The 7,924-nt window shown below is 34.6% G+C and carries 1 protein-coding gene; it reads right to left on the reverse strand.

Features of this window, described 5'->3' with window-relative positions:
• Positions 1–17: 17 nt before the first annotated feature.
• The gene (locus tag P2W75_RS17055; RefSeq protein WP_276381411.1) at positions 18–7,892 is read right to left on the reverse strand and encodes a non-ribosomal peptide synthetase; all 7,875 of its coding nucleotides are present in this window, start codon (positions 7,890–7,892) and stop codon (positions 18–20) included.
• Positions 7,893–7,924 lie beyond the last annotated feature (32 nt).

A 7,924-nucleotide genomic window follows, 5' to 3' on the forward strand; every position in this document is an offset into this window, starting at 1 on the left:
TGGTTATCAATTCATTTTTAGATTACAATTTTATCTGTAACATCTTCTTCTGATACTTCCTGACTGTACCATTTTTTGTTTCGTATTTCGGTGGCAATTGATTTAATTTCAGGGTTATTAAACAATACATCCAATTCCATTTTTACATCAAATGCTTTTTTAATTTCAGCAATAACCATAATCGCCTTAATACTTTGTCCGCCCAAAAAGAAAAAGTTATCACTGATTCCTATTTTGTCACGGTTCAGCACACGCTGCCAGATTTCTACCAATTCCGATTCGATTTCATCAGTAGGCGGTTCGTATTCTGTTTTAATTAAATCTGATTCGTCAACATCAGGAAGCTGTCTTTTATCGACTTTACCATTTGTAGTCAGCGGAATAGCATCCAGCTGGATGTAATAACTTGGCAGCATATAATCAGGAAGCATTCTGCTTAATTCCGACTGGATCATATTTTTATCCAATACTGAATCAGATACATAATAAGCTGTCAGGTATTTTTCATTCCCGTTTTCTTTTACTACAGCTACAGAGTGGCTGATTCCGTTAATGTTTGAAAGACAGTTTTCAATTTCTCCCAATTCAATACGGTATCCGCGGATTTTTACCTGATCGTCGATTCTTCCCGTGTAATCAATATTCCCGTCGGCAAGCCATCTTCCTAAATCGCCTGTTTTGTACATTAAAGCACCCTCTTTAAAAGGATTCGGTATGAATTTCTCCGATGTAAGCTCAGGACGGTTGATGTAGCCTCTGGCAAGTCCGTCGCCGGCAATGTATAATTCACCTGTAACTCCTACTGCGCATGGGTTTAAGGATTCGTCTAAAATATAAATCTGGGTATTGGCAATTGGTTTTCCAATCAGAACGGTTTCCGCTGCATTTTTAACATCGTAGATAATACAGCCTACAGTGGCTTCTGTCGGTCCGTATTCGTTAATGATCCTGATTTCAGGGTTCAGGTTCTGGAGGATTCTAACCTGGTTTTCGAGAAGTGCTTCTCCTCCAACAATTGCCAGTTTTACAGCTGTCTGTTTAATATCCAGGCTTTCGAGAATACTGATGTGCGCCGGAGTCAGTTTTATACTGTTTATACCGCTTTCAAAATAAGACGTCAGCAGTTTCGAAACATCATCTGTAGTTTCAAAAACAGTCAGTTTCCCTCCGCTGATGACAGGCAGAAACAGACTCGTTACCGTTAAATCAAAAGACAATGAAGTAAATAGCCCAAAATCAAGAGGATGCGTTCCACCGGCTGAATAGTATTCTTTTCCCCAGAGCAGATAATTTGTTAAAGAAGCATGTGCAATTTCAACACCTTTTGGATTTCCGGTTGAACCTGAAGTATAGATTACATAGGCCAGATTCTGAGGTGAAACAGCAGGTTTTTCAAAAACAATCTCTACAGAAGGATCAAATTCAACATCAATAGAAAAAATATTTCCATCAAAATCCAAATCAAAAATAAAGGCAGTTTCTGTGATTAGTAATTTTAATGCTGCATCTTCAAATATAAAGGCCTTTCTATCGTCAGGTAATTCAGAATCAATTGGAATGTAAGTTGCTCCTGCTTTTAATATTCCTAGAATTGAAATAAGAGTCCATTCGCTTCTATTAAGCTGAATTCCAACAAAATCTCCAGTTTGAACATCATAATTTTCGATTAAGACTGCCGCTAGACGATCTGAAAACAAATCAAGTTCTTGATACGTAATTCCTTTACTTTCAAACTCTAAAGCAATGTTTTGAGGTGTTTTTTCTGCCTGTTCCTTAAACAAACTGATTACTGTATCTGTTTTTGAATAATCTGATTCTGTATTATTAAAGTCATACAACACATTCGTCTTTTCGGCACTGTCTAAATAATCAATAGTATTTAAATTTAATGTTTCGGTATTTTTACTGAACTGATCCAGAATGTTTAAAAAGTGAGATTTTAGATATTCTATCGAATCAGGATTAAATACATTGCTATTAAACCTAAACTCGATTTTTAACCAAGTGTCTGAAGGAGCAACAGTGGTATGAAAATCATAATTAGTCTGATCCGCAAAATCAACTTTTCCAATAGTCAGTTTTCTGCTGTCTTGATTATAAAGAGATTCAATTTCATCATCGACTGCATCTTGTACTAAGAAGTTTTCAAAAACAATAATATTATTGATCAATCCCATACCAAGTGAACTCTCAGCTTGTACTTCAGACAAGTTCAGGTAATGGTGAGGTGTACTATCGAGCATTTCAGAATGAAGCTGTTTTAAAAATGATGCTGGTGTATCATTTTCTTTAAAGCTTACTCTTACTGGTATTGTGTTGCTAAAAAGTCCAACTATATTTTCTACTCCTGGTAAATCTCCTGGCCTTCCTGAAACTACGGTTCCAAATAACACGTCGTTTGTACCACTGTATCTTGATAATAAATACCCCCAAACTCCTTGAATATAGCTGCTCCAAGTTATTCCAATAGTGTGGTTAAATTTATTTATACGCTGAAAAAGTTCGCCATCAACTACTAGTTCTTTCGTATCATAAACCGGTTTTTCATTTTTAGAATTATTCTTTTTTCTAAACGGAATCTCCGATAACGTTTCTACACCGTTTAAATAATTTTTCCAATATAAAAGCGATTCATTTTTATCGATTTTTGAAAGCCATTCTATATAAGTAGAATATTTTACAGGCTCTGGCAGAACAAGATTCTGATTACTGCTTAAAGCCATCAGAATTCTGTAAAAATCATTCACTAAAATACTTACACACCAGCCATCCATTAAAATATGATGATGACTCCAGATGAAAACACATTCGTTTTCTCTGTTGGTTTCAATCACTTTCAGTCTCATGATAGAAGGAGTATGAAGATCAAATCCTTTGTTTCGGTCTTCTTCTTTTATTTTCTCGATCGTGGCAGTAAGTTCAGATTCGCTTGGTGAAATCTTTTCATATGAGAAATTACCATTGGCTTTTTTATGCACAATCTGCAAAAGAACATCGTCAATACTATCACTAAATGACGTACGAAGAATAGGATATCTTTCGATTAGTTTATTAAACGCTTTTTCAACTAGTTCAATATCCAATTTGTTCGATTGAAGGCTGTATGAAAACTGTTCTAGATATAACGGACTTTCGCGATTTACAAGCCAGTGATAATACAGTCCCTGTTGTAAAGGAGATAGTTCGTAAACATCTTCTATGCTGTTATCTTTATTTAATTCTTCCAGTACAGAATTTGATATTTTTTTATACGTTAAATCTGAAGCTGTAAGGTGTTTTTGTTTTATTGAAGCTAATTCAGTTATAAGATTTTCCAGATTTTCTTTATACGATTGATTCAGTTTTTTGATGGTTTCCGCATCATAGCAATCTGCGGAATAGCGTATCGAAATACTTAATCCATTTGAAACCATCATTCCTGTTATGTCTAATAGAATTTTGCTTCTGGTATTTTCTGCAGCTAATGGCAATCCAATACTTTCTGATGAGAAACTGAAAAATTTATTTTCGGCATCTTCTTCATTATTTTCACTAAAATCTCCTAAATAATTAAATTGTATTGCTGGTTGTAACTGATTTTGAAAAGAGTTATCCAGATATTTTAAAATCCCGTAGCCAATACCTTTGTTGGGTACTTTTCGAAGTAATTCTTTTGTGGTAACCAATTCATGATTTGCAGCATTTGTTAGGTCAAGAACAAATGGATAAATTGTGGTAAACCATCCTACTGTTCTTCCTACATCAGTTCCTTCAATGATTTCTTCACGACCGTGCCCTTCCATTGCTATCACACTTTTTTCAATATCAAAAACATCACGAACTGCTAGTGCCAGTCCTGTTAAAAGAATATCGTTGATTTCAGTATTGTAAGCTTGGTGAACTTTGGTTTTAAGAAGTTCTGTAAGGTCATTATTCAATAAAAAAGTATTTTCTTTATCTAAATTCCATGATGAATCTGCTGTCTTAAAATCAACAGGAAAATCAGGTATTTGATTTTCTGAATATTGTTCCCAATAAACACGTTCCTGCTGCATTACAGAACTTTTTGCAAATTCGTTTTGTAAAGACGCCCAATGTTGAAATGAATCTGTTTTTAGCGGAAGGCTAAATGTAGTTTTAGTTTGATACGATTCGTAAAGGTTCGATAAATCTTCCAAAAGGATACGCCACGAAACTCCATCAATAACTAAATGGTGAATAATTAAAGCCAATCTGTCGCCATCTGACAATCTAAAATGACCAATGTGAAATAATACCCCTGAAGTAATGTCAATAGAAGATTGAAGTTCTTCTCCAATGGTTTTCATTGCAGCCAGCTCATCTGCTTCTCCCTGCAAATCATATAAAGCAATTTTATATGACTTACCAGAAATATCTGCATTAGACTGTTTCCATGAATCGTTTTCAAATTGATAAACCATTCGTAATGCATCATGATGCGAAGTTAATGCACCAATACATTTGTCTAAAATTTCAGAATCTATTGTGCCATTGCATTTTAGCACTACTGATTGGTTGTAATAATTCTTGTTAGGAAAAGTTTCATCATTTAAAAAGTAATGCTGAATCGGTGTTAGTAAAACATCTCCTTTTACAACAGATTGATCGATTGTAATTTGATTTACTGAAAGCATTTTCGCTAAGTCTTCCAGTATTGGTGTTTTTAATATTTGTTCGACTTTTAAGGTGTAGCCCTGCTGTTTTAAGCGTGAAATTACTAATATGGATTTTATTGAATCTCCGCCCAGATTGTAGAAATTGTCTTTTACACCAATATTTTCATATTTTAAAACGTGCGACCATGCCAAAGAAAGAACTACTTCTTCCATTGAACGAGGTGCTATATATTCTGTTTTAATTAAATCTGATTCACCAACATCAGGAAGTTGTCTTTTATCGACTTTACCATTTGTAGTCAGCGGAATAGCATCCAGCTGGATGTAATAACTTGGCAGCATATAATCTGGAAGCATTCTGCTTAATTCCGACTGGATCATATTTTTGTCCAATACCGAATCAGATACATAATAAGCTGTCAGGTATTTTTCATTGCCATTTTCTTTTACTACAGCTACAGAGTGGCTGATTCCGTTAATGTTTGAAAGACAGTTTTCAATTTCTCCCAGTTCAATACGGTATCCGCGGATTTTTACCTGATCGTCGATTCTTCCCGTGTAATCAATATTCCCGTCGGCAAGCCATCTTCCTAAATCGCCTGTTTTGTACATCAATGCTCCTTCTTTAAAAGGATTCGGTATGAATTTCTCCGCCGTAAGTTCAGCACGGTTGATGTAGCCTCTGGCAAGTCCGTCTCCGGCAATGTATAATTCACCTGTAACTCCTACTGCGCATGGATTTAAAGATTCGTCTAAAATATAAATCTGTGCATTGGCAATTGGTTTACCGATCAGAACGGTTTCTGCTGCATTTTTAACATCATAAATAATACAGCCTACTGTGGCTTCCGTCGGTCCGTATTCGTTAATGATTCTGATTTCAGGATTCAGGTTCTGGAGGATTCTAACCTGGTTTTCCAGAAGTGCTTCTCCTCCAACAATTGCCAGTTTTACAGCTGTCTGTTTTATATCAAGACTTTCCAGAATACTGATGTGTGCCGGAGTCAGTTTAATACTGCTTATACCGCTTTCAAAATAAGACGTCAGCAGTTTCGAAACATCATCTGTAGTTTCAAAAACGGTCAGTTTTCCTCCGCTGATGACAGGCAGAAACAGGCTTGTTACCGTTAAATCAAAAGACAGTGAAGTAAATAATCCAAAATCAAGAGGATGCGCTCCACCGGCTGAATAGTATTCTTTCCCCCAAAGCAGGTAATTTGTTAAAGAAGCATGTGCAATTTCAACGCCCTTTGGATTTCCGGTTGAACCTGAAGTATAGATTACATAGGCTGAATGATCGGTAGAAACTTTTTGTCCTAAATTAATAATAGGATATTTATCTTCTTTGTCATAAAAAGCATTCCATTCAGCAGCATCAATAATAACTTTGCAGTTACTGTCCTTTTCTATAAAATCTATTCTTTCCTGCGGATAAGCCGAATCTATAGGCACATAAGCTGCGCCAGATTTTAAAACTGCGAGAATCGAAATCACCAGTTTTTCGCTTCTGTTTAATTTTATTCCAAGTTTATCTCCAGCCTTAATACTATATTTTGTTTTTAAGTAACAGGCAAACTGATTGGCTTTTGCATTTAATTGTGCATAAGTCAATTTCGTTTCACCAAACTCTAAGGCTTCTTTGTTAGGTGTTTTTTGAACTTGATCTTCAAAGAAATTAACAAAGGTTTTATCTTTTGGATAATTTGTTTCGGCAGGATTAAATTCAGTTACTACTTTTGACAGTTCTGCCGCGGGAACATATTTTATTTCTTTGTTTTTCTGCTCTGGATTTTCAACTATATTTTCGATTAACTGTTTGAAATGATGAATAAATCTCTTGATAAATTCTTCTTCATAAACATCATTATTGTATGAAAGTGTTAACGAAATAGTATTTCCAACTTCGTGAAAAACCAATTCAAGGTCAAAATTTAAATTAACGGGTCCGAAATCCAGAATTTCTTCAGATTTACTTTCTTCAATAATAATTCCTTTATTTACTTCAGAAAAATTATAAAGATTGACCATTATGTCAAAAATGTAATTTCTACTGATGTCGTGAGGCAGATTCAATTTCTCTACCGTCATATCAAAAGGATATTTTTGATGCGAAAATGCTTCGAGAATTGCTTTTTTCTCGTTTTCAAAAAAGGTTAAGAAAGAATCATCTTCATTTACAGAGCTTCTTAAGGCCAGCGTGTTTACGTAAAATCCAATTTGGTTTTCTAAATCAGAATCTTCTCTTCCTGCAACAGCTGTTCCTAATACGATATCATTTTCTCTGGTATACTTATTAAAAAGAACTTTTAAAACAGACATTAAACCTACAAACAAAGTTCCACCATTTTGATTACAAAATGCTTTTAATTGGCTTGCAAGTGCTGGAGATAGGTATGAAAAATACATATGCCCGCTGTACGTTTTTATTTTAGGTCTTGATTTTACGGCAGGAAGATTTATTCGCGTTAAATCACCCGAAAGTTTTTCAAGCCAGTAGTCTTCATGTTTTTGATAAGCGCCTTTTTCGATAGCAGACAATTGCCATGAAACATAATCTTTGTATTGAATCCTGATGTCTTCAATTTGATTTTTTTCGCCTCCTTTTATTGATTCATAAAAAGTAAAAATATCTTTTTCTAAAACTTCCAGCGACCAGCCATCTGTAATAATGTGGTGCATGTTGTAATAGAAAACATACGTATCTTCTGTAAGCTGTAAAAAAGCACATCTAAACAAAGGGCCGTTTTCTAGATCAAAGACTTTTTTGTTGTCTTCGAGCATATAAATATTGGCAGCTTTTCTTGAATTTTCCTCTTTACTAAAATCGATGTACTTAATTTCAAAATCTAAATCTTCTTCATTTATGATCCATTGTCTAACTTCTCCGTTTTCATTTAATTTAAAAACCGTTCGAAGTACTTCATGGCGTGCAATTACTTTTCTGATGGCTTTTTCAAAAACGACAATATCATGTTCTGCAGTTAAGTAAACTCTTGAATGTATGTGCTGGGCTTTGGAGTTTTCTTCAACCTGGCTTGTTAACCAAATGCGTTTTTGGGCGTGCGAAACGGGATAGCTTTCCTGAACAGCCGCTTTGGTTATTCCTGAATCTATAGTAGAACGTTTACTAAGAAAATCAACTAATTCTTGCTTATTCTGTTTTATTTTGCCGATAATTTCACTGTCTAGTTCTCCATCAAAATTAATTTCTAGATTGTCGCCATTCAATGATATTACAACATCGTTATCTTCTAATTCTTTTATTAAGCTTAACATTGATAAAAATTTAAATTAATTAAATCATTGAA

The organism is Flavobacterium sp. H4147 (genome assembly GCF_029360735.1).
GTDB lineage: Bacteria > Bacteroidota > Bacteroidia > Flavobacteriales > Flavobacteriaceae > Flavobacterium > Flavobacterium endoglycinae.

Coding starts and splice junctions, on each gene's coding strand:
- P2W75_RS17055 (WP_276381411.1), bottom strand. CDS start 7,892: ATGTTAAGCTTAATAAAAGAATTAGAAGATAACGATGTTGTAATATCA.